The 209-nt window shown below is 55.0% G+C and carries 1 rRNA gene; it reads right to left on the bottom strand.

Going from position 1 to position 209, the window contains the following annotated elements:
* Positions 1–209, bottom strand: a 16S ribosomal RNA gene (locus CXY91_RS02575); the annotation flags it as partial.

The raw sequence follows: 209 nt of genomic DNA, 5'->3' as shown, positions 1-209 counted from the left end.
TCGCCACTGGTGTTCTTGCGAATATCTACGAATTTCACCTCTACACTCGCAGTTCCACCAACCTCTTCCGAACTCAAGACTCTCAGTATCGAAGGCAATTCCAGGGTTGAGCCCTGGGCTTTCACCCCCGACTTAAGAGTCCGCCTACGCGCCCTTTACGCCCAGTGATTCCGAGCAACGCTAGCCCCCTTCGTATTACCGCGGCTGCT

The sequence above is a fragment of the Allobosea sp. FBZP-16 genome, assembly GCF_002831785.1.
Taxonomy (GTDB): Bacteria; Pseudomonadota; Alphaproteobacteria; order Rhizobiales; family Beijerinckiaceae; genus Allobosea; species Allobosea lupini.
Note: the sequence above shows the minus strand (reverse complement) of the source record. Positions and strands in the feature narration are given on the sequence as shown.